Consider the following 22,784-nt stretch of genomic DNA (forward strand, 5'->3'; position numbering starts at 1 on the left):
CGCCAGGGCGACGGCCGGGGACGTAGGGGATGAGTCGCCTGGATCGCCCGGCGCCGGCGAGACCCCTGCTCCGAAGGCGGACTAAGCCAGCGCCACCGGGTGCGCATAGCAGATGGGAGACTCGGCGGAGTCCTCGAACACCACCTCTTCCCAGGCGTCGACGTCGGCCACCAGCGCACGCAGGAGGTTGTTGTTGAGCGCATGCCCTGACTTGTGTGCCTGGAAGGACCCGATCAGGGTATGGCCTAAAAGATAGAGGTCGCCGATCGCATCCAGGATCTTGTGCTTCACGAACTCGTCTTCGTAGCGCAAACCTTCGTCGTTGAGCACACGGTATTCGTCCACGACGACCGCGTTGTCCAGACTGCCGCCCAGGGCAAGATTCTGTGCACGCAATGCCTCGATCTCGCGCAGGAAACCGAAGGTTCGCGCCCGACTCACCTCCTTCACGAACGATGAGGTCGAGAAATCCACGATCGCCCGATTGGACCGCGCGTGGAATGCGGGATGGTCGAAGTCGATCGAAAACTCGACCTTGAAGCCGTTGTAAGGCGAAAAGCGTGCGAACTTGTCGCCGTCGCGCACCTCGACCGGCCGCTTGATTCGGATAAAGCGCTTGGCGCGATTCTGTTCTTCCATCCCGGCCGACTGCACCAGGAACACGAAGGGCCCGGCACTGCCGTCCATGATCGGCACCTCTGCCGCGCCGACATCCACATATGCATTGTCGATCCCGAGTCCGGCAAAGGCCGACAGTAGGTGCTCGACCGTCGAGACGCGAACATCGCCCTTGACCAGCGTGGTGGACAGCCGAGTATCGCCCACGTTGAAGGGTGTCGCCTTGATCTCGACAGGCACGTCCAAGTCGACCCGACGGAAAATGATGCCCGTATCGGGAGCCGCCGGCCGCAAGGTCAGGGGGATCTTCTCGCCGGTATGCAGGCCGACGCCGGTCGCCCGGATCACATTCTTCAAGGTACGCTGCTTGAGCATCGGTCGAGGTCTCCCATCGCAAGCCGTGGCGGCTATCGGCATCCGTTGCCGGCTGATCGACGACCGAACGTGGCCCAGCGAATCCGTGCCGGAACCACGATCGTTTTCCATTCGTCATGTTGTTTTGCGGCTCGCATGCGAGCCACCTGCCGACAAGCTTAGGGTTTTCCCCGACGTTTATCAAGATCAACAACGAACCTTTTTGAAGGCGACTGTTTTAGAAGAACTATTTGATACAGGGAAACCCCTGATCAATCCGCCTGCCGGCGCAGAAACGCCGGAATATCGAGATAGTCGAGATCGCTCTCCACGACCGCCTCGGCGACCGCCGCGGCGCCGCCGCGACGATAGATGGCGGGACGACCGAGATCGTTGTAGTTGGGTGCAGTCTCGTTGTTGCCACCGCTGACCAGGTGCATTGCGGCGGCCTCTTGGGCACCTTGCCGCTTGAGCGTGACACGACGCTCGCCCAAGCCGGTCGCCACGACAGTGACACGCAGCTCGTCGTCCAGCGCCGGGTCGATCACGGTGCCGACCACGACGGTCGCATCGTCGTCGGCGAAATCACGCACCGTGTTGCCGACCTCGTCGAACTCGCCGATCGTCAGACTCAATCCGGCGGTGATGTTGACCAGGATGCCCTTCGCTCCGGCGAGGTCGATGTCCTCCAAGAGCGGGCTGCGGATGGCCGCCTCAGCGGCCTCGCGAGCACGATGCTCGCCGCGCGCAGCGCCCGTTCCCATCATGGCAACACCCATCTCGGACATCACCGTCTTGACGTCGGCGAAGTCGACGTTGATCAAGCCCGGACGGGTGATCAGCTCGGCGATGCCCTGCGTTGCATGCAACAGCACGTCGTTGGCGGCACTGAAGGCACCGAGCAGGCTCATGTCCTTACCCAGCACCGCCAAGAGCTTTTCGTTGGGGATCGTGATCAAGGAGTCGACGTGCTTGGCCAACTCCGCGATGCCTTCCTCGGCGATGCGGCGACGTTTGGTCCCCTCGAACGGGAACGGCTTGGTGACGACGGCAACCGTGAGGATGCCGAGCTCCTTGGCCACCTGCGCCACGACCGGGGCCGCACCCGTGCCGGTCCCGCCGCCCATGCCCGCAGTGATGAAGACCATGTCCGCGCCGTCGAGGGCCTCTTGGATCCGATCGCGATCCTCCATCGCGGAATTGCGCCCCACCTCGGGGTCGGCACCGGCGCCCAAGCCTTTGGTGATACCGGCGCCGAGCTGAAGGATCGTCTTCACCTGCGAGCTCTTCAGCGCCTGCGCGTCCGTGTTGGCGCAGATGAAGTCCACCCCTTCGATGGTGGCCGCGACCATGTGGTTGACCGCGTTCCCGCCGCCGCCACCGACCCCGACAACCTTGATGACAGCGTTCTGACTGTGGGTATCCATGAGCTCAAACATGCTGTTGTCTCCTCTCGAATTCGTTTGTTGCACGACCTATGAAACCTCGTACGTGCACGCTTCAGCGCGCACGCCCCCCCGACACCGCCACGACACGACATGTGCCGCAGCCCCGGACCGCAGGCCGCGGCCCCCGACCGATAGGGTTTGATTGAACACCCCATCCCAACCTACCTGCGACGGGGCATGAGCCCCGGAGCAGAATCAACCGCCCACTTAAACCGCGTGAACTGCGACACGCCCGGATCTGTGCAAGGCTCGCCCGACAGGCCAACACCGCATGTCGCACCGTACGCGGTTTAACTAAAAATTGCCCTGGAACCAGCTCCGCATCCGCGACCACGCGCCTCGCAATCCGGCGGAATCACCGATCTCGGGCCGCCGCGAAAAGCGGTGCTGACGCGCGTACATCAGCAGGCCGACGCCGGTCGAATAGATCGGATTGTTCACCACCTCGTCCATCCCGATCACGTACTGCGGGACCCCGAGCCGAACCGGCATGTGGAAGACCTCCTCGGCCAGCTCGATCAGTCCGTCCATCTTCGAGCTGCCGCCGGTCAGCACCACGCCTCCCGCGACCAGATCCTCGAAACCGCTGCGGCGCAGCTCGTTGTGCAGCAGGGTCAGAAGCTCTTCGTAGCGCGGCTCCACCACCTCGGCCAGGGTTTGGCGCGAGAGTCGCCGCGGCGGGCGATCGCCGATGCTCGGCACCTCGATGGACTCGCTGTTGGCCGCCAGCTGCGCCAAGGCGCAGGCATGCTTGACCTTGATCAGCTCGGCATGCTGCGTCGGCGTGCGCAGCGCCACCGCGATGTCGTTGGTCACCTGATCGCCGGCGATCGGAATCACCGCGGTGTGGCGAATCGCCCCGTCGGTGAAGACGGCAAGATCCGTCGTCCCGCCGCCGATGTCGACGACACAGACGCCGAGCTCCTTCTCGTCGTCGCCGAGCACCGAATAGCTCGAGCTCAGCTGCGCGAGAACCAGGTCGTCGACCTCGAGTCCGCAGCGCCGGATGCACTTGATGATGTTTTGTGCGGCACTCACCGCACCCGTGACCATGTGCACGCGGGCTTCCAGCCGCACCCCGCACATCCCGATCGGCTCGCGGATGCCCTCCTGGTCGTCGATGATGAATTCCTGCGGCAGGATGTGCAGGATCTTCTGATCGGCCGGGATCGCCACCGCACGTGCCGCATCGATGACCCGGTCGACGTCGGCCTGCGTCACCTCGACCTCCTTGATCGCGGTGATGCCGTGCGAGTTGAGGCTGCGCACGTGGCTGCCGGCGATCCCGGCATGCACCGAGTGGATCTCGCAGCCCGCCATCAGCTCGGCCTCTTCGACCGCGCGCTGAATCGACTGGACGGTCGACTCGATGTCGACGACCACGCCTTTCTTCAGCCCCCGCGAGGGGTGCGTGCCGATACCGATGATCTCGATCTGGTTGTCGTCCTTGAGCTCGCCGACCAAGGCGGCCACCTTCGAGGTCCCGATATCCAGCCCCACCAATAGATTCTTGTCGTTACGTCTCGACATCCGGTCTTATCCTCGTTTGCCGGATCGCCTCGGGCGATCCGTTGTCGCACGAGCCTGCGGCTCGGCGTTCGCTGCCCATTTCACGGCGAAACCGTTGCTGTAGCGCAGGTCCACCACCAGCGGCTGCCCGGCCGCCTCCAACTGTGTCGCGCTGGCGATATAGCGCGCAAGCCGTTGATCGACATCCTCCGTGCCGAGATATAACTCGACCCCCATGACCAGCTCGACCCGCCAGGCCCCACGCGGGTCGACCGAGAGGGTCTGGATCAAATGGCCGATCAACATCAGATCGTCGCGCCACTGCGCATAGCGCTTCGCCACCTCCGGCGCACGTCGATCCTCGCCTTCGAGCAGCGGCAGACCCGCCGGGACCGTGCCCGTGCCAGGCCGAAAAACGATGCCCTCGGCGGTCACCAGACCGTCGCGATTCCAGCGCGCGATCGGGCGATGCTCCTCGACCTCGACCTGCAGCCGATCCGGCCAGACGCGTCGCACGGTGGCGCGACCGACCCAGGCCAAGTCCTCGGCCGCCTGCTTCAGATCCTTCAAATCCGCCGTCAGGATGCCGCCGCGCAGCCGCTCGCTGATGGTCTCCTGCAATAATCGCGAGGAGTGATGATGCAGCTCGCCCTCCACGGCGATGATGCGCACGGGCAACAACTGCGGCTCCCAATGACCGAGCAGCCAAACGCCGCTCGCCATGACCGAGATCAGGAGGAACCCGACCAGAGCGAGCCAACGTCCGGAGCGACGCGGACGCGCCTCCACGACCGGGGGGCTTATGCGTGCCGGATCAGCCACGGTCGAGACTCGTCTCCAGGATTCGCCAAACCAGGGTGTCGAAGTCCAGCCCAGCCACCTGCGCGGCCATCGGGACGAGGCTGTGGTCGGTCATGCCCGGCACCGTGTTGATTTCCAGTAGGAACGGCTCCCCGCTCCCGTCGACCATCAGGTCGACCCGGCCCCAACCACTCGCGCCGGTGGCCTCGAAGGCATCGAGCGCGAGTCGCTGCAGACGTGACTCCTCCGCTTCGGGCAGACCGCAGGGGCAGTGATAGCGCGTGCTGTCCGCCCGATACTTGGCCTCGAAGTCGTAAAAGGCGTGCGGCGTTTCGAGCCGGATCATGGGGAGCGCCTCCTGTCCGAGAACGGCGCAGGTGTACTCGGCGCCGTGAATCCACCGCTCGGCGAGGACCAGGGCGTCGTAACCCCGGGCCGTGCGCCAGGCTTCGGCGAGTGACTCCGTGTCCTCGACGCGCGCCATCCCGATGCTCGATCCCTCGTGGACCGGCTTGATCATGAGCGGGAAGCCGAGCGCCTCGGCAGCCGCCAGATCGGCGTCCGTGCGCAGCAGCGCCGAGGCGGCCGTCGGCAGGCCGCACCCGGCCCAGGCCAGCTTGCAGCGATACTTGTCCATGCCGAGCGCCGAGCCCAGCACACCGGAGCCCGTGTAGGGCATCCCGATGGTCTCCAAGGCGCCCTGGATCTGACCGTCTTCGCCGCCGCGCCCGTGCAGAATGATGAAGGCGCGATCGAAGCCGCCGGTGCGCAGATGTTCGAGAACCCGCTCGTCCGGATCCAACGCATGGGCGTCGATGCCCTGACGCAGCAGAGCCGCCAGCACGGCACTTCCGCTCTTGAGCGAGATCTCGCGCTCCGCCGCGCGCCCGCCGAGGAGCACTGCGACCTTGCCGAACCGAGCGCGCGCCTGGATTCTCTCTGGTGTCATGGATGCTCTCCGGAAATGTGTTTGACCTCGGGCACCAGTCTGACGCCGGTGGCGTCCTCGACCCGACGCTGCACCAGGTCGATCAGCTCGCGGATGTCCGCGGCACTGGCCTCGCCTGTGTTGATGATGAAATTCGCGTGCTTCTCGGACACCTGAGCACCGCCGATCCGATAACCCTTGAGCCCTTCCGCCTCGATCAGACGCGCGGCATGATCGCCGGGCGGATTGCGGAACACCGATCCGCAGCTCGGTAACCCCACGGGTTGCGTCTGCGCACGCCGGTCGAGCAGCTCGCGAATCCGCGCCATCCCCGCCTGACCGTCGCCGGGGGCAAGCTCGAGCGCGACGTCCAGGAACCACTCGCCGGGAGGACCGACCACCTCGCGGTAGCCGATCGAGAAATCGCCCGGCACCCGCTCGCGAATCCGACCGACGCGATCGATGGTCCGCACCGAAATCACATGCACCCAGGTCTCGCCGCCCCAGGCGCCCGCATTCATGGCCAGCGCGCCACCCATGGTGCCGGGGATGCCGGCGAGAAACTCGCACCCGACCAAATCGTGCCGCGAGGCGAAACGCGCCACCTTGGCGCAGGAGACACCGGATTCGGCATGAATCCCGGTCGCGCCCCTTCGCTCCAAACGCGTCAGACATGCCTGGGTCTGGATCACGGTGCCGGGAAACCCAGCGTCGTCCACCAGCAGATTGCTCCCGAGCCCAAGCCACAAGAGCGGCTCCTGCGGGTCGAGCCGCGCCAGGAAGGTGGCCAGATCCGCCGCGTCCGACGGCCGATAGAAGCGGCGCGCAGGCCCGCCGACCCGCCAACTGGTATGGCGGGAGAGCGGCTCGCCCTCGCGCAGCTCGCCCATCATGCCTCCGACCGGACCATCAGGCTCGGCAGACGTGCCGCCAGGCCGCCGATGTCGCCGGCACCCATCACCAACACCATATCGCCGTCGAGCGCCAGGTTGTCCAAAAGACCCGGCACCTCGTCGATCGCCTGTGCGAACACCGGATCCAGCTCGCCGCGCGTACGGATCGCACGGCTCAGTGCGCGCCCGTCGGCACCGGCGATCGGCGCCTCGCCGGCCGGGTAGACCTCGCACAAGACGAGCGCGTCCGGGCTCGACAGAACCGCAACGAAATCCTCGAACTGCTCTTGGGTCCGCGTATACCGATGGGGTTGGAAGACCAAGACCAGTCGGCGTCCGGGCCAACCGGCGCGCGCGGCCGCCAGCGTGGCCGCAATCTCGCGCGGGTGGTGCCCGTAGTCATCGACCAAGAGCAGTCGGCGACCGCGTGTGTCGGTCAGCTCGCTGATCATGAAGCGACGTCCAACCCCTTCGAAGCGGGACAGGGCGCGCGCGATCGCCTCCTCCTCGACACCCAGCTCGAGCGCGACGCTGATCGCGGCCAAGGCGTTCAGCACGTTGTGCCGGCCGGGCAGGTTGAGATCGATCTCCAACGGTGACTCGAGGTCCCGAGCCTCGACGAGAAAGCGGGTGCGCATGCCGTCCTGCCGGATATCGACCGCACGCACGTCGGCCTCCGGACGGGTGCCGTAGGTGCGCACGGGGCGCGGCACGGTCTCGACCAAGGCGCGAATCTCGTCGTCGTCGATGCAAAGCACCGCGAGCCCGTAGAAGGGCAGGTGATGCAGAAACTCCATGAAGGTGCTGCGCAACCGATTGAAGTCGTTGCCGTAAGTGCGCATGTGATCGGCATCGATATTGGTGACGATCGAGATCATGGGCTGCAGATAGAGGAACGAGGCGTCGCTCTCGTCGGCCTCGGCGACCAGATATTTGGTGGTCCCCAGCTTGGCATTGGCGCCCGCGCTGTTGAGTCGACCGCCGATCACGAAGGTCGGGTCCAGCCCGCCCTCGGCCAGGATGCTTGCGACCAGACTGGTCGTCGTCGTCTTGCCGTGAGTGCCGGCCACCGCGACGCCGTAGTAGAAGCGCATCAGCTCGGCGAGCATCTCGGCACGACGCACGATCGGGATACGTCCGGCGCGCGCACGCTGAATCTCGGGATTGGTCTCGTCGATCGCGCTCGACACCACGACGGCGTCGGCATCCGCGACCTGTTCGGCCCGGTGTCCGATGAAGATCTCGACACCCAACCCCTCGAGGCGACGCGTCGCATCGCTCGCGCGCAGATCCGAACCCGCAACCTCGTAGCCCAGATTGGCCATCAGCTCGGCGATGCCGCTCATGCCGGAGCCGCCGACCCCGACGAAGTGGAGTCGGCGAACACGCCCCATCCGGGCGGCGGTATGTTGTAGATGTGCGTTCATCAACCGGCAACCTCTAAGCAAGCAGCCGCGATCCGTCCGGCGGCATCCGGCTGCGCGCGCTCGCGGGCCGCATCGGCCATCGCCGACAGGGTCTCGCGATCGCCCAACAATTCATGGAGCAGTGCGGTCAAACCGGCAACCGTGAGATCGCGCTGAATGACGAGTCGCGCTGCGCCGACATCGGCCAGATAGCGGGCGTTGCCGACTTGATGGTCGTCGACCGCAAACGGATAGGGCACCAAAACCGAGGCAACGCCGGCGGCGGCCAGCTCCGAGACCGTGAGCGCACCGGCCCGGCAGACGACGAGGTCGGCCCAACCGTAAGCCGCGGCCATGTCGCTGATAAAGGGGACGATATCCGCCTCGACACCGACCGCACGATAGCCCGCACGCGCCGTCTCAAGCGTGCGCTCGCCGGCCTGATGGCGCACGCTCGGACGCAGCGCTTCCGGCAGCCCCGCCAACGCTGCAGGGACCATCTCGTTGAGAACTTGAGCCCCGAGCGAGCCCCCCAGAATCAGCAGCCGAGCCCGCTCGGCAGGGCTTTCCGTTCGGTGCCGCGCCAGACGCTCGCGCGGCGGCGGCAGATCGACGATCGCGCGGCGCACCGGATTTCCGCAGGCTTGCGCACCACGCGCATCCGGGAAGCTCCCGGGAAATGCCTCGAACACGCGCGTGGCGATCCGCGCCAACCACTGGTTGGTCATCCCTGGCACGAAGTTCTGCTCGTGGATCACCAGCGGCAGACCCAATGCCCGGGCCGCCAGACCACCGGGGCCGGAGGCGAATCCACCCATCCCCAACACCACCGAAGGACGACGCCGACGCAGGATCCGCGCGGCCTGCCAGAGTGCAACCGCGATCTTGAAGGGAGCGCCGAGGATCTGAGTGATCCCCTTTCCCCGCAACCCTTCGATGCGGATCCACTCCATCTCCAAGCCGTGCTCGGGCACCAGACGCGACTCCATCCCGCGACGCGTGCCGATCCAGAAGACACCTACGCCCTGCTCGCGAAGACGCTCGGCGACCGCGAGCGCGGGAAAGACATGCCCGCCGGTGCCCCCGGCCATGACGGCTACGCTCGTACCCATGGCAGCCCCCGTGTGGGTCCCTTCTCGGCCTCGATGCGACGCACCGTCGCATCGATCCGCAGCAGGATCGCGATCGCCATACAGGCGGCGATCAGGCTGTTGCTCCCGTAGCTCATAAAGGGCAGCGTTAAACCCTTGGTCGGCAACATCCCGACATTTACGCCGATATTCACGAAGGCCTGCAGGCCAAGACCGAGTCCGATCCCCTGGGCGACATAGGCGGAGAAACGTTCGCCGAGAGCCTCCGCGCGCGCCCCGATCGAGAAGGCCCGCCAGGTCAGGAACGCGAATGCCGCGATCAGCATCAGCATCCCGACCAGACCGAGCTCCTCGCCCACGACCGATGCAATGAAGTCCGTATGGGCCTCCGGCAGGAAGAACTGCTTCTGGATCCCGTTGCCCAGTCCCACACCGAGCCATTCGCCCCGACCGAAGGCGATCAAGGCCTGGCTCAACTGATAGCCCGTATTGAAAGGGTCCTGAAAGGGATCGAGAAACGAGGTCACGCGCTGTAATCGATAGGGCGAGATGACGACCAGCACCAAGAGTCCGGCGGCGACGACCAGGAACAAGACCACGAAGGGCATGAGGCTCACACCGCCCAAAAAAAGCAGGCCCATGACGGTCGCCAGCATGACCGCGGTCGTCCCGAAATCCGGCTGCTGGAGAATCAATGCACCGGCGATTCCGATCAAAATCATAGGCCGGATGAAACCCGAGATCCGGTTGACGACGTCGTCGGCATGGCGGACCAGGTATCCGGAAACATAGATGATCGAAAACAGCTTCACCAACTCGGAGGGCTGAAGATTCAGCGGACCAAGCGGGATCCAGCGCGTCGCACCGTTGACCTCGCGCCCCACACCCGGCACCAGGACCAACACCAGCGAGAGAAGGCCGACGAGGAAAAGCCAAACCCCGCCGCGCTCCCACCAATCGACCGGCACGCTGTAGGCCAGCACGGCCAGCGTCAGGGCAAGCCCCAGCGCCAAGCCGTGGCGCATCACGTAATGGAAGGGATCGTCGCAGCAGTTGGCCGCGATCGACATCGATGCCGAGGCCACCATCACGACGCCGAACACCACCAACCCGAGCGCGCAAAAAAGTAAGGGGTAGTCCACTCCGGCGACCGAGCGCCCGCGCCTGCGGAGCGCGTTGCGCGCTGGATTTCCACGAACCTGGCGGGCGGCGACCGTCATGTTCCGAGACCCCGCACCGCCTCGGCGAAGGCCCGCCCGCGATGCTCGTAACTTTCGAACATATCGAAACTGGCGCAGGCCGGCGAGAGCAGAACCGTATCGCCGGGCCGGGCGATCGCCGCCGCCCGCGCGACCGCATCCTGCATGCTTGAGGCATTCACCAGAGGAACCTCGCCGTCCAGCGCCTGCGCGATGATCCCGGCGTCCCGTCCAATCAGAACAACAGCGCGCGCGGCACGCTTCACCGCCGAGCGCAAGGGCGCGAAGTCGGCACCTTTGCCATCGCCGCCGGCGATCAGGACTGCACGGCCGGTGCTTCCGGGAGGAATCAACCCTTCGAGTGCAGCCACGGTCGCCCCGGGATTCGTCCCCTTGGAATCGTCGTACCAGCACACGCCGTCGCGCTCGGCAACCAGCTCGCTGCGGTGGGGCAAGCCCGAGAAGCGACGCAGGACCGCACACGCATCCTCCATCGGCAGGCCGCATCCGCAGGCCAGAGCCAAGGCCGCAAGGGCGTTCGCCAGGTTGTGCAGACCCGCAATGCGGACCTCGGAGGCCGGCATCAGGGGTTGCATCCCTCGGCAGATCCAATGTGCCCCGTCGTGGACGCGCAGACCGAAGTCGTCGTCCGCCGGCTCGCCGAGGGTAAATCCGATCTCGAGCACGGCCTCCCTCGGCATGGCGACGACGATCGGATCGTCGCGATTCACGACGGCGACCCGCGCACCCCGGTAGATGCGCCCCTTGGTCCGCGCATAGGCGTCCAGGTCGGGATAGCGGTCCATGTGGTCGGCGGAAACATTGAGGACGACCGCCACATCGGCGCGGAGATTAAAGGTGGTCTCCAATTGGAAGCTCGAAAGCTCCAGGACATAACGCTCGATCGAGGGGTCGAGCAGATCCAATGCGGGCTCGCCCAGATTTCCGCCGACGGAGACGCGCTGCCCGGCGGCCGCGGCCATCTGCCCGACCAGGGTCGTCACCGTGCTCTTGCCGTTCGATCCGGTGATGGCGCAGATCGGCGCCTGAGCTGCACGCGCGAAGAGCTCGATGTCGCCGATGACCTCGACACCGCGTGCCGTCGCATCCCGAATCGAGGGATCGGAGACGGGCACACCCGGACTGACGACCAATCGCGCGGCGGCCGCAAATACACCCTGTTCGAAGCCGCCGACGAAGACCGCGACCTCCGGCATCTCCTCGCGCAACTGCTGCAAGCCCGGCGGATTCTCGCGCGAGTCGGTCACGGCCGTCGCGATGCCTTGCGAACGCAAATAACGGGCGCAGGAGATCCCTGTCTTGCCGAGACCGACCACCAGGGTCTTCGCGGTATCGGACACCAGACTCATCGTACCTGCTCGGAAGACATGCGCGGACCCTTGCCGCACTTGTCCGTTTCGATCGCTTTCATTCCCCCCCCGTCGAATCAAAGCCTAGACGAACCCAAAGCTGTCGCGGCGCTTACCGGATCTTCAAACTCGCCAAGCCGACCAGCACCAGAACCACCGTCACGATCCAGAAGCGGACGATGACGCGCGGCTCGGGCCAGCCTTTGAGCTCGAAATGATGATGGATCGGCGCCATGCGGAAGATGCGTTTGCCCGTGAGCTTGAAGGACATCACCTGCATCATCACCGAGATGGTTTCGACGACAAAGACGCCGCCCATCACGAAGAGCACCAACTCCTGACGCGCCGCCACCGCGACGACCCCGAGCGCGGCGCCCAGAGCCAGCGCGCCGACGTCGCCCATGAAAACCTGCGCCGGATAGGCATTGAACCAGAGAAAACCCAAACCCGCGCCGACCAAAGCGCCGCAGAAGACGACCAGCTCGCCGACCTCCGGGATGTGCGGGATCAAGAGATAGCTGGAGATCGGTCCATGACTCGCGGCGTAGACGAAGACCGCCAATGCGCCGGCAACCAAGACCGTCGGCATGACGGCGAGCCCGTCCAGACCATCGGTCAGGTTCACTGCATTGCTGGCCCCGACGATCACGAAATAGGTCAGCAGAATGAACCAGGGCCCGAGCTGGATCGAGACATCCTTCAGATAGGGAATCAGCAGCTCGGTCTCCGCCGGCGAGCCTGCCGTCACATAGAGCGCGATCGCCGCGGAAAAGCCCGCGACGGTCTGCCACAGATATTTCCAGCGCGCCGCCAAGCCGCGCGGGTTGCGAAGCACCAGTTTCTTGTAGTCGTCCACCAGACCGACAAGGCCGAACGCGAGCGTGGTCAGGAGCACGATCCAGACATACCGGTTGTCCAGATCGGCCCACAACAGCGTGCTCACCGCGACCGCGACGAGGATGAGCGCACCCCCCATGGTGGGCGTGCCGGCTTTGGAAAGATGACTCTGCGGGCCGTCGTCGCGCACCATCTGACCGACCTTGTAGGCGCGCAAACGGGTGATCATCGGCCGGCCGACGAGCAGAGCGATCGCGAGCGCCGTGAGCACGCCCATGATGGCGCGCAGGGTCAGATACCGGAAGACATTGAATCCGGTCTGAAACTGCGACAGCCATTCGGCAAGGTAAAGCAACACCTAACTCTCTCCTTCGGCGCACAGCGCCTCGACGACCTGCTCCATCCGCGCGGAGCGGGAGCCCTTGACCAGGATACGGTCACCTGCGGACATCTCGGTTCGAAGCGCACGCACGAGATCCACCTGGTCGGAAAAGTGGCGTGCGCCGTCACCGAAGGCGGACGTCGCCGCCGCGCTCAGGACACCCACGCTGAAAAGACGATCGATGCCGGCCTCGCGCGCGTTCTCGCCGACCTCGCGGTGCAAGGCGTCGGCCTCCGGGCCCAGTTCGGCGAGGTCACCCAAGACCAGCCAGCGCCGGCCCGCCAGGCCGGCAAGGACTTGAATCGCTGCGGCGATCGAGTCCGGGTTGGCGTTGTAGGTGTCGTCGATGACGCCGACCTCGCCACACCGCAGGGGGCAGAGACGACCCTTCACGGGCATCAGCGTCGCGAGACCCGCCTGGATCGCGCCAGGCTCGATCCCGAGCGCCAGCGCCGTGGCCGCGGCGGCCAAAGCGTTGCGGGCGTTGTGCTCGCCGGCCAAACGCAGCGTGATCGGGATCGCTTTGCCCTCGTGATGCGCGACGACGTGCGTAGCAAAACCCGCCTCGGTCCACTCGACTCGGATCGCCGAGCGATCCGCCCGAAGGTCTGTGTCGCCACCCAGTCCGAACGTCAGGGTACGACGACCCGCGGCCAGATCGCGCCAGAGACCCGCGTACGGGGAATCGCCGGCGAACACGAAAACCCCCTCGCTCGGCAGACCGCGGGCGATCTCGCCTTTGGCATGGGCAACGCCGTCGACGCTGCCGAAGCCCTCCAGGTGAGCGCGGCCGGCATTGGTGATGAGGGCGACATCCGGACCGGCGATGTCGGTCATGTAGCCGATCTCGCCATGGTGGTTGGCACCCATTTCCAGGACGAGAAAGTCTTCGTCCCGGGCGCTCAACAGGGTCAAGGGCATCCCGATATCGTTGTTCAGATTGCCGCGGGTCGCGCGGACGCTGCCGACCTGATCGAGAATGGCGGCAACCATCTCCTTGACCGTGGTCTTGCCGTTGCTCCCCGTGATGGCGACGACCCGCCCGGGGAAGACATCGCGCCAAGCCGCGGCGAGGGCCCCGAGCCCGGCGCGAGTGTCCTCGACGATCCACTGCGGCAGATCCACCGGAAGCGGATGATCGACCATCGCCGCGACGGCACCGGCGGCGTGCGCGGCGGCGACATGGTCATGCCCGTCGAAGCGCTCGCCGCGCAGGGCGACAAAGAGCTGGCCGCTGCAATCGGCACGGCTGTCGGTGCCGACCGAGTCGAAGCGGCGATCCTCTCCCTCGAGACGGCCACCGGCGCGAGCAACGGCTTCGGAGAGAGACCACATCACCGACGACCCTCCTGCCATTCCCGCAGGGCCTCGACGACCTGGGCGCGATCGCTGAAGCGCACCTTGAGCTCGCCCATCTCCTGGATTGTCTCGTGACCTTTACCGGCCACGAGCACGGCATCGCCGATGCCTGCGAGGGTGATCGCGGTGCGGATCGCGAGGGCGCGTCGGCGTCGCACCCGCACACGGCTCGGATCGACGACGCCGGCGAGGATATCCGCGACGATCGTCTCGCCGCACTCACCGCGCGGATTGTCGTCGGCGAGGATCACCTCGTCGCTCAGACGCTCGGCAATGGCACCCATGACGGGGCGTATGGCGGGATCACGCTCGCCGTTGCAGCCGAAGACCGTGAAGATGCGTCGCGGACCGTGTCGGCGAAGATTCACGAGAGCCGTTTCGAGCGCGGCCGGTGTCCGGGCCTCGTCGACGACGACTAGCGGCGTCTGCGCGCCGCCGAAACACTCCATGCGGCCTGGCACACCCTGAATGCGGCTCGTCTCACGCGCTGCGCGCTCCAGCGGAAGGCCGCGCGCGAGCAGCACGGCCAAAACGGCCAAAAGATTGGTCGCATTGAAGGCGCCGATCAGACCGACGGCGAGATTCGCCTTGGTACAGGCATCGCGCGTCTCGCAGGCGACACGCATCCGCAACCCCCTCGGCATCGCTGCGATCTCGCCGGCACGAACTCGGATAGCGCATGCGCGGAGTACGTCGTCATCGGGCGGCGCCGCGTTCGCATCCGCCACGAAACCCGCCACGGCGACCCCCGCGGGCAGTGCGTTCACGATGGTCTTCGAAAAGGGATCGCTCAGATTCAGGACGGCCCACTTCAGATCCGGAGACCCGAAGAGGCGCAAGACAGCCTTCGCGCGATCCGAGGACACGCCCGTATCGCTCGGGTCGACCCCATCGATGCCGGTGAAAAGCACGTGCGTGAAACGAACGTCCTCCACTCGGGAGCGCGCGAGCTCGTCGAAGGAGACCTCGATGGCGACGGCCCGGGCGCCGCGCAGACAGAGCCCCTCGAGCATGGCCCGAAGGCTGCGAGCGGCGGGGTCGCCGGTCGTCTTGAGGTCGCCGGGAAACCCGTGGCCGACCGTGGCGATGACGCCGCACGGCATCTCCACGGCCAAAACCTGCGCAAGCGCGTGGGCAACGCTGGTCTTTCCCCGCGCCCCGGTGATGCAGAAGGTCTCCGGACACGCGTTCGGCGAGCCCAAGAGGCGATCCGCCATCATGGCTCGACCTCGCGTCGGGCCAGCAGCATCGAGGGTTGCGGATCGTCCGGCGGGACATTGAACAGCCGTAAAGCGCCCTCCATCACCTTCTGGAAGACGGGCGCAGCCACGAGTCCGCCGTAGTAAGCCTTACCCTTCGGCTCGTCGATCATCACCGCAATCACCAAGCGCGGCGAGCCCGCAGGCGCAAAGCCGGCAAACACGGCCTGGTAGCGTCCGCCGCCGTAGCCGGCGCGTCCTGCCGATTTCTTGGCCGTCCCGGTCTTGCCGGCGACTCGATACCCGGTAATGGCGGCACGTTTCGCGGTGCCTTGATCGGAAACCACCGTCTCCATCATCGCCCGCACCTTGCGAGCCGTTTCGGCGCTCAGAATACGGGTCTCCTCGCCCGCCTGCATTCGGGAGGCAGGATCCTGCTTCATTAGGGTCACCGGCCGCTTGATGCCGTCCGCGGCCAACACCCCGTAGGCTTGCGCCAGTTGCAGCGCCGTCACCGACAAGCCGTAGCCGAAGGCCTGGGTGGCATGCTCGAAGACGCGCCAGGTCGAATGATGTCGCAGCACGCCGCGGCTCTCGCCCGGCACGCCGACCGCGGTCGCATGACCGAAGCCGAGCTGATCGTAAAGACCCCAAAGATCACCGTAGCTCATCATCTGGGCGATCTTGACGACGCCGACGTTGCTCGATTTGGTGATGACACCGGTCACGTCGAGGTTGCCGTAATTGCGCACGTCCTTGACCGTGTTGCGCCCGACCGCCAACGACCCGCCCCGCGTCGCGATCGTGGTCGTCGGCTTGATCAAACCCCGCTCCAGTGCCGCAGCCACGACGAACGGCTTGATCGTCGAACCCGGCTCCATGACGTCGGTCACGGCACGATTGCGGCGACGCTCGCTGCTGCCGCCGCGTTGGGCGTTCGGGTTGTAGCCCGGCTGGTTGACCATCGCGAGGATCTCGCCGGTCTGGACATCCAAGGCCACCAGCGTCCCGCCGACGGCCTTGTGCTCGGCAACTGCGGCTTTCAGCTCGCGGTAGGCGAGGAACTGAAGGCGACGGTCGAGGCTGAGCGCGAGGTCCGCACCCTGACGCGGAGCACGGACTTGCTCGATCTCCTGCACGATCTGCTGCCGACCGTCGCGAATGACCCGACGCAGTCCGGGCTCGGATTTCAGCCAGGAATCGTACGTGAGCTCGATACCCTCCTGTCCCTTGTCGTCGATGTCGGTGAATCCCAGGACGTGCCCGAAGACCTCGACACCCGGATAGAAGCGACGGTACTCGGTCTCGAAGTCCACGCCGACGAGATCGTGATCGGCGATGACCTGCCGCACCTCGCGCGCTTCCTCGAAGCTGACACGCCGCTTGAGATAGAGAAACCCGCGCTCCGCGGTGGCGTCGAGCCGTTCCTGCAGCGCATTCGGCTCGAGCCCCAGCGCGCGGGCCAACGGCGGAATCACGTCACGTCGCTCGACCAGCTTGCGCGGCTCGCCCCAGACCGTTTCCACCGGCGTGCTCACCGCGAGCGGCTCGCCGTTGCGGTCGGTGATCATGCCTCGGCGCGCGGCGATCTCGCCGACGCGCAGATAACGGCGCTCGCCTTCGCTGCGCAGATAGTCGGTCTCGACGACTTGGCGATAGAAAACCGCCACCGAAAGCACGACAAAGGCGCTCGACAGGAGACCGACCAACAGGCGGCGACGCAGCGCGAGATTCGGTCTGGCCCGTCGCGGCTCGGGACGTCGGACACGACGATTACGGGTAGACACGGCCGACTCCCTCAATCAATAAGACGTCTTCGAACCTCGGGTTGAACATCCCCAGCTGGTCTCTGGCCTTGCGCTCGACGCGAACATGCGTAGAAAGGGCGGCCTCCTCGAGACGAAGCCGATTCCACTCCACGTCGACGGCGTCGCGCTGGGCGCGCAACTCCTGCAAGTGACTGAAATGGAGCCGCGTCTGGTACTTGGTGTACACCACGGCGATCGCCGAAACGGTGACGGCCAAGGCCAAACCGACCAGAATCCAAAGCGGACGGGCGCTCATGTGAGCCGCTCCGCGACGCGCATGATGGCGCTGCGTGCACGAGGATTGGATGCGACCTCTGCGGGCGCAGGGCGCACCGGCTTGCCCAGGATGCGCAAGCGTCCGCGCGATTCGGCGGCGGTTACCGGAAGCCCCTTGGGCAGGACCGGGCCTCGCGATTCCGAGCGCATGAAACGTTTGACGATACGGTCCTCCAGGGAGTGAAAACTGATGACGACCAGCCGTCCGGCGTGCGCCAAGAGCTCGCAGGATTGGCGCAGGCAATCCTGGATCTCCTCGAGTTCGTCGTTGATCCGGATGCGCAGCGCTTGGAAGGTACGCGTCGCCGGGTGCTTGCCGGGCTCGCGCGTCGGTACCGACCGCGCAACCAAGGCGGCGAGCTGGGTCGTCGTCGTCAATGGGCTCTCGCTGCGCTGCGCAACGATGTTGCGTGCGATGCGTCGGGCGAAACGTTCCTCGCCGAAATCGAACAAGACTTCGACGATCTCGGCATCGGAGGCATGGGCCAGCCATTGCGCCGCCGACTCGCCGCGGGTGGGGTCCATTCTCAGATCCAAGGGACCTTCGGTCGAAAAACTGAAGCCGCGTTCCGGCGTGTCGAGCTGAGGCGAAGACACCCCGAAGTCCAACAACAGGCCGCAGAGGTTGCCCTGGACGCCGATCTGCGCGAGCAGCTCGCTGATCGAGCCGAAGCGCCCGGACACCATCGTGAATCGCCGATCGGTACGCGCAAGCGCATCCCCCGCGGAGACCGCCTCGGGATCCCGATCGATGCCGATCAAGCGCCCGGTCTCGCCGAGTCGCGCCAGAACGGCACGACTATGCCCGCCACGCCCGAAGGTGGCGTCGACATAGATACCGTTCGGATCCACGACCAAGGCGTGCACGCTCTCCTCCAGCAGCACCGGCAGGTGTTGTTGCTCGATCAAAGGAATACTCTTAAAGCGTCAAGGAGCCGAGCCCGGCTGCGGTCGCCAACTCTCCGATCCCCGCATCACCGAGCGCCGCCTCGTTGCGCGCGTTCCATGCAGGCTCGTCCCAAAGCTCGAACTTCGAGCCCTGGCCGACGAAGGCCACGCGCTTTTCCAGCGAGGCGAAATCACGTAGGTACTGCGGCAGCAGGATTCGGCCTTGAGCATCCATCTCGACCTCCTGCGCGTTGCCGATGTAAAGGCGCTGGATGGCACGGGCCGCGCTGTCGAACGCGGGAAGAGCAGCGAGCTTTGCTTCGATCAGCTCCCACTCGGGTTCCGGGTAGAGCAGAAGGCAACGGTCGCGGTCGACGGTGACGACGAGTTGGGAGTTGCACGACGACTGCAGCCGCTCGCGGTATTTTGCCGGAACCGCAAGACGCCCTTTGACGTCGAGATTGACGATGAAGACCCCCCGAAACACGGCCGCCCCCCCGTGGTGACTTGCGCCCGGCGACTACCCCCTAATTCCCCACTTCTCCCCACCTTGAGATCATCTTAGAGCTGCCCGATAGGATCGTCAAGGCGATGCGCAGCTTTAATTCTTGGCAGACAGCAACTTAGATGCAGCGCTCCAAGCACGGCATAACCTTCGCGTAATGCATTTGTTTTCATGCAACTAACGGGTAAAGTTGATAAGGGTTTACAGAAGCGAGGCGAACCACCGGGGCGCGGCTGCCCGGGTGCCGTCGGTCGGGTCCCTGGAAGGGGCTGGGGGAGGCGCTGGGGGAGGGTTTGGTGGAGGGTCTGGGAGCCGGCCTGTAAGCCGGGTTCTGTCGGGGACAGCCATTCATCTGGGACGCACGTCACCGTACGCCTCGAGCGACCTACCCGGGGGCACGCGCGGGCCGCGCGCTGCAGCACCAAGCTGCATGCCCCCCTATTTGGTCTTGCTCCGGGTGGGGTTTACCCTGCCGCTGCTGTTGCCACCAGCGCGGTGCGCTCTTACCGCACCATTTCACCCTTACCTCCCGTAATGAAGACGGGATCGGCGGTATCTTTTCTGTGGCACTTTCCGTGGGCTCTCGCCCCCCAGGCGTTACCTGGCACCCTGCCCTATGGAGCCCGGACTTTCCTCCCTCGCCGCGAAGGGCGAGCGCGACTGTCCGGCCGACTCCCAGCCGCAAAGTATAGCGTCGACCGAGGCTTCGAGTCTCGGTCGATCGCGAACGCGTGCCGCACCGGTACGCTTTATCCCTTGCCGACCGTCGCGGCGCCGCTCTGACCTAGATCCAGATCGAGACCCAGCCGGTAAAGCGCGTTCTTCTTCTCTCCGGTCAGGCGCGCCGCGATCGCCACGGCCTGAGCCAGGGGTAAAGTCTCGCCGAGGATGCGCAGAACCCGCTCCGCCTCCGCCCGATCCGGATCGCCCGCCTCTGCGTTCCCCTCGACGAGGACGACGAGCTCGCCGAGACGCTGCTCGGCGTCGCCCTCGAGGCGCTGCGCCAACTCGGAGGCCGTGCCGGCGAGAAAGGTCTCGAAGTGTTTGGTCAACTCGCGCGCCAGCACCAAGCGCCGCGTCTCGCCGAGCGCTTCGCCGACATCACGCAAGGTGGCGAGGATCCGCTTGCCGCTCTCGTAGAGGATCAGCGTCCCCCGCTCTTCCTTGAGCTCGCCGAGCCAGACAAGGCGATGCGATCGGGTGCGCGGTGGAAATCCGACGAACAAGAAGCGGTCGCTCGGCAAACCCGCCGCCGAGAGGGCGCAGATAGCGGCATTGGCGCCCGGCACAGGCACAACGGTCAACCCACGCTCGCGCGCCGCGGCCACGAGGCTGAACCCGGGATCACTGATCAGCGGCGTACCCGCATCGGAGACGAGTGCGACGCTCCGGCCGGTCTCGATCTCGGCGAGGAGCCGCGGCGCAACACTGGCCTCGTTGTAGTCGTGGTAGGCCACGAGCTTGGACGAGATGCCGAAATGAGTCAGCAACCGAAGCGTCTGACGGGTATCCTCCGCCGCGATCAAATCGACCTCGCTCAACACCTTACGTGCCCGATCGGTCATGTCCCCGAGATTGCCGATCGGCGTGGCGACCACGTATAGTACCCCCGCTGACTGCTGCACCCTGCCTCCCAACGTCTCGAACCGGAACGGATCATGCCCAAGAATCGCGTTGACCACCGTCCCCTGTCCACTCCGATGACAATCATCGCTCTCGTCTTTGCCGTTTCGCTGGCCGGATGCGCGATCGATCCAGCTCGAGACGAGGCGCGCGTGCTGGCGCCGGTGGCAGGGGAGCCGCTGAGACAAGCCGATGCGCTCGCCGCCCAAGGACAAGCGGAGGCGGCAGCCAAGGCCTATCTGGACATCGCACAAGGAGCAACGCCGCCCGCGCGCGCGCAACTCCAGTTGAAGGCGGCCCGCGCCTACCTCGCGGCGGGCGATACTCGGCAGGCACAGCAGACCATCGGCGAGGTGTCGCGCCCGGCGCTCACGATCGGGCAACGCGAGCAACTCCTGCTGATCGAAGCGGATCTCGCCCTCCTGGACGGACGCCCCAAGGATGCGATCGCGCGACTCCAGGCCGTGCAAGTCCACACCTTGCCGAAGGACTTGAAGATTCAACGGCTCGGTACACTCGCCGCGGCCCAACGTCTCGCCAACGATCCCGTCGCTTCGGCCGAGTCTCTGATTGCGCTCGATCGGCTGCTCGACAACGAGGAGGCACGCCTACTGAACCAAGTCTCCCTGATCACGACCTTGAGCGCACTGAGCAGCGAAGAACTGCGCAAACTCGCGCGCGGCGGAAGCGGAGCTATGAAAGGCTGGGCGGAAATCGCACTCCTGGCGCGCGACGCGGGCGCGGATCCTGCGACGTTCCAGACCCGCTATCGCCAGGAGCACTCCAAACGACTCGGCCATCCCGCCCATCCACGGTTGGCCGAAACCTACGTCAAAATCTTATCGGGGGGGTACGCCGCGGGTGACAGCGTGTCGGTCATGCTCCCGCGCGGGGGACGCTTCGCGGGCGCCGCCACATCGGTAAAGGATGGCATCGAAGCCGCCAGCCGAGCCGACAGCAGCGGCAACCGCCCGGCGCTCGATTTCATCGACAGCACCCAAACGGCGCGCGCCCGCGCCATTCACGCAAAGGCCGTGGCAGCCGGCGCAGACTACGTGATCGGTCCGCTCGAGAAGGAATCGGTGGACAGCCTCGCGGCCGGCCCTGCACTCGCGGTCCCGACGCTGGCCCTGAATCAAACGACCCGCGACAGCCAGCCCGCTGCAAACCTTTTTCAGTTCTCGCTCTCCCCCGAGAACGAGGCCGCGGAGGTCGCCAAAAAGGCCGCATCGATGGGTCTGAAGCGCGCTGCGGTGTTGTATCCCGAAGGACCTTGGGGAGCCCGTCTGGCCAGTGCATTCCGCACCCAGTGGCGCCGACTGGGCGGAACGCTGGAGGCTGAAGCCGTCTACAACCCGACGGCGCGGAGCTTCGAGAAGACGGTAACGACCCTTCTCGGCGACTCGCAAGCGGATGTCCTCTTTCTGGTCGCCACCAACGAGCTCGCGCACAAGCTGTATCCGCAGATCCGCCTAGCCGCGTCGTCGGTGACGGTGATATCCACCTCGCACGTCTACTCCGGCGTCTTCGATCCGAACCGCGACCGGGTCCTTTCAGGTCTGTATTTCGTCGATATCCCCTGGATGCTGGACAGTGGCGGAGAGGGCGCCCTGTCGCGGCGACGCCTGAGCGGATCCTCGTTCGAGGTCGCCAATCCGTTGGCGCGTCTCTATGCGATGGGGATCGACGCCTATCGCATCACCCCGCGGCTGCCCGCGCTGGCCAAAAGCCCTGGCGCCTTTTATCCGGGACAGACCGGCGGTCTCTCGATCGACTCGCTGGGCCGCATCCAGCGCCAGCTCGCGCTCGGACGCTTCGGCGAGACGGGCGTGCGCGAGGCGGGGGAGCCATCCGGCACGCCGGCCTCGGAGACCCCTTGAGCGGCAACAGGCGTCCCCCGTCCCCGGGGACGCAGGACGATGCAGCCGGAACTCGCCGTGTCGGCGACGCCAAGGAGCGGCTCGCCGAGGACTATCTGAAACGCAGGCATCTGCAACCCATCGCACGCAATCACCGCTGCCGCTTCGGGGAGATCGACCTGGTGATGCGCGACGGCGAGACGCTGGTCTTCGTCGAGGTTCGATACCGACGCTCGGACCGCTTCGGATCCCCGGCGGAGACCGTCGATCGACGCAAGCAACAGCGTTTAGCGGCTGCCGCGAGCCATTACCTTCAAGCCCACCCGACCGTGTTACCCTGTCGATTCGACGTGGTCGCGGTCAGTGGCCGGGACCGAATCGAGTGGATCAAAAATGCCTTTGCCGTTGAATCTTAAGCCTCCCTCCAGTCT

At 65.7% G+C, this 22,784-nt stretch carries 20 protein-coding genes and 1 other RNA gene; 2 read left to right on the forward strand and 19 right to left on the reverse strand.

Features of this window, described 5'->3' with window-relative positions:
* Window positions 1-81: 81 nt before the first annotated feature.
* The 19 genes from lpxC to rsmI form a co-directional block, all read right to left on the reverse strand.
* Window positions 82-993 (reverse strand): UDP-3-O-acyl-N-acetylglucosamine deacetylase, encoded by a 912-nt coding sequence (lpxC, locus tag GPT33_RS02635; protein WP_296805665.1) that lies wholly within the window; start codon window positions 991-993, stop codon window positions 82-84.
* Between the two features lie 251 nt (window positions 994-1,244).
* Complete coding sequence (ftsZ, locus tag GPT33_RS02640) at window positions 1,245-2,411, reverse strand: cell division protein FtsZ (RefSeq protein ID WP_296805667.1); 1,167 nt, start codon at window positions 2,409-2,411, stop codon at window positions 1,245-1,247.
* 303 nt (window positions 2,412-2,714) lie between these two features.
* Complete coding sequence (gene ftsA, locus GPT33_RS02645) at window positions 2,715-3,950, reverse strand: cell division protein FtsA (protein WP_120796032.1); 1,236 nt, start codon at window positions 3,948-3,950, stop codon at window positions 2,715-2,717.
* 6 nt (window positions 3,951-3,956) lie between these two features.
* Window positions 3,957-4,751, reverse strand: coding sequence for a cell division protein FtsQ/DivIB (locus tag GPT33_RS02650; protein ID WP_296805671.1), 795 nt, complete (start codon window positions 4,749-4,751; stop codon window positions 3,957-3,959).
* The gene (locus GPT33_RS02655) at window positions 4,744-5,679 is read right to left on the reverse strand and encodes a D-alanine--D-alanine ligase (RefSeq protein WP_296805673.1); all 936 of its coding nucleotides are present in this window, start codon (window positions 5,677-5,679) and stop codon (window positions 4,744-4,746) included. The genes GPT33_RS02650 and GPT33_RS02655 overlap by 8 nt, the downstream gene beginning before the upstream one ends.
* On the reverse strand, window positions 5,676-6,551 hold the full coding sequence (murB, locus tag GPT33_RS02660; RefSeq protein ID WP_296805675.1) for a UDP-N-acetylmuramate dehydrogenase: 876 nt from the start codon (window positions 6,549-6,551) through the stop codon (window positions 5,676-5,678). Before murB ends, GPT33_RS02655 begins: the two co-directional genes overlap by 4 nt.
* Window positions 6,548-7,978 carry a UDP-N-acetylmuramate--L-alanine ligase gene (murC, locus tag GPT33_RS02665; protein ID WP_296805677.1) on the reverse strand — a complete coding sequence of 477 codons (1,431 nt, stop codon included), beginning with the start codon at window positions 7,976-7,978 and terminating at the stop codon, window positions 6,548-6,550. Before murC ends, murB begins: the two co-directional genes overlap by 4 nt.
* Complete coding sequence (gene murG / locus GPT33_RS02670; RefSeq protein WP_296805679.1) at window positions 7,978-9,069, reverse strand: undecaprenyldiphospho-muramoylpentapeptide beta-N-acetylglucosaminyltransferase; 1,092 nt, start codon at window positions 9,067-9,069, stop codon at window positions 7,978-7,980. Before murG ends, murC begins: the two co-directional genes overlap by 1 nt.
* The gene (gene ftsW, locus GPT33_RS02675) at window positions 9,054-10,268 is read right to left on the reverse strand and encodes a putative lipid II flippase FtsW (protein WP_296805681.1); all 1,215 of its coding nucleotides are present in this window, start codon (window positions 10,266-10,268) and stop codon (window positions 9,054-9,056) included. The genes murG and ftsW overlap by 16 nt, the downstream gene beginning before the upstream one ends.
* Window positions 10,265-11,617: a UDP-N-acetylmuramoyl-L-alanine--D-glutamate ligase gene (gene murD, locus GPT33_RS02680; RefSeq protein ID WP_296805683.1), complete on the reverse strand. Its 1,353-nt coding sequence runs from the start codon at window positions 11,615-11,617 to the stop codon at window positions 10,265-10,267. Before murD ends, ftsW begins: the two co-directional genes overlap by 4 nt.
* Before the next feature lie 112 nt (window positions 11,618-11,729).
* Entirely contained in the window at window positions 11,730-12,812 is a 1,083-nt protein-coding gene (gene mraY / locus GPT33_RS02685; RefSeq protein ID WP_296805685.1) for a phospho-N-acetylmuramoyl-pentapeptide-transferase, read from the reverse strand.
* Complete coding sequence (gene murF, locus GPT33_RS02690; protein ID WP_296805688.1) at window positions 12,813-14,171, reverse strand: UDP-N-acetylmuramoyl-tripeptide--D-alanyl-D-alanine ligase; 1,359 nt, start codon at window positions 14,169-14,171, stop codon at window positions 12,813-12,815.
* Entirely contained in the window at window positions 14,171-15,415 is a 1,245-nt protein-coding gene (gene murE, locus GPT33_RS02695; RefSeq protein WP_296805690.1) for a UDP-N-acetylmuramyl-tripeptide synthetase, read from the reverse strand. Before murE ends, murF begins: the two co-directional genes overlap by 1 nt.
* Window positions 15,412-17,181 carry a penicillin-binding transpeptidase domain-containing protein gene (locus GPT33_RS02700; RefSeq protein ID WP_296805692.1) on the reverse strand — a complete coding sequence of 590 codons (1,770 nt, stop codon included), beginning with the start codon at window positions 17,179-17,181 and terminating at the stop codon, window positions 15,412-15,414. Before GPT33_RS02700 ends, murE begins: the two co-directional genes overlap by 4 nt.
* Window positions 17,168-17,458: a cell division protein FtsL gene (ftsL, locus tag GPT33_RS02705; protein ID WP_296805694.1), complete on the reverse strand. Its 291-nt coding sequence runs from the start codon at window positions 17,456-17,458 to the stop codon at window positions 17,168-17,170. Before ftsL ends, GPT33_RS02700 begins: the two co-directional genes overlap by 14 nt.
* A complete protein-coding gene (gene rsmH / locus GPT33_RS02710; protein ID WP_296805696.1) occupies window positions 17,455-18,387 on the reverse strand; it encodes a 16S rRNA (cytosine(1402)-N(4))-methyltransferase RsmH in 933 nt (310 codons plus the stop codon). Before rsmH ends, ftsL begins: the two co-directional genes overlap by 4 nt.
* Before the next feature lie 10 nt (window positions 18,388-18,397).
* Window positions 18,398-18,853: a division/cell wall cluster transcriptional repressor MraZ gene (mraZ, locus tag GPT33_RS02715; protein ID WP_296805698.1), complete on the reverse strand. Its 456-nt coding sequence runs from the start codon at window positions 18,851-18,853 to the stop codon at window positions 18,398-18,400.
* A 322-nt stretch (window positions 18,854-19,175) separates the two neighbouring features.
* Window positions 19,176-19,547: RNase P RNA component class A (gene rnpB / locus GPT33_RS02720), an RNA gene on the reverse strand.
* A gap of 73 nt (window positions 19,548-19,620) precedes the next feature.
* A complete protein-coding gene (gene rsmI, locus GPT33_RS02725; protein ID WP_296805700.1) occupies window positions 19,621-20,496 on the reverse strand; it encodes a 16S rRNA (cytidine(1402)-2'-O)-methyltransferase in 876 nt (291 codons plus the stop codon).
* Between the two features lie 75 nt (window positions 20,497-20,571).
* Here rsmI and GPT33_RS02730 point away from each other — a divergent pair, with 75 nt between their 5' ends.
* Both GPT33_RS02730 and GPT33_RS02735 read left to right on the forward strand, forming a co-directional pair.
* A complete protein-coding gene (locus GPT33_RS02730) occupies window positions 20,572-22,374 on the forward strand; it encodes a penicillin-binding protein activator (protein WP_296805702.1) in 1,803 nt (600 codons plus the stop codon).
* Complete coding sequence (locus tag GPT33_RS02735) at window positions 22,371-22,769, forward strand: YraN family protein (protein ID WP_296805704.1); 399 nt, start codon at window positions 22,371-22,373, stop codon at window positions 22,767-22,769. Before GPT33_RS02730 ends, GPT33_RS02735 begins: the two co-directional genes overlap by 4 nt.
* Window positions 22,770-22,784: the final 15 nt, after the last annotated feature.

Origin of the sequence: Thiocapsa sp. (assembly GCF_011390875.1) — a bacterium.
Taxonomy (GTDB): domain Bacteria; phylum Pseudomonadota; class Gammaproteobacteria; order Chromatiales; family Chromatiaceae; genus Thiocapsa.